The following is a 273-nucleotide window of genomic DNA, read 5'->3' on the forward strand; positions in this document are numbered from 1 at the left end:
ATCAGCAAACATCTGAATTAATTCAGTAATCATAGGCATTACTTCTTGTACCACTTGACCGAAAAGTTTGAATAAATCAGATGCTAAAGGTACTACAGCTTGTATTGTTTCTCCGAACAAACGGAATAAATCGAGTGCTATCGGTACTACAGCTTGTACTACTTCACTAAACAAACTAGCTATTGTAGAACCTAACTCACCAAAAGCCGCACCTAGCTCAGAAAGAGCAGGTCCAAGTGTGGCGAAGCTTTCTGCTATAACTTGTCCCGTTTT

At 39.6% G+C, this 273-nt stretch carries 1 protein-coding gene; it reads right to left on the minus strand.

Annotation, left to right across the window (positions count from 1 at the left end; genetic code table 11):
* Positions 1–273: hypothetical protein (locus MR167_RS32205; RefSeq protein WP_242316291.1), on the minus strand; the 273-nt coding region annotated here is incomplete at both ends.

The organism is Bacillus cereus group sp. BfR-BA-01355 (assembly GCF_022663675.1).
Classification (GTDB): Bacteria; Bacillota; Bacilli; order Bacillales; family Bacillaceae_G; genus Bacillus_A; species Bacillus_A thuringiensis_S.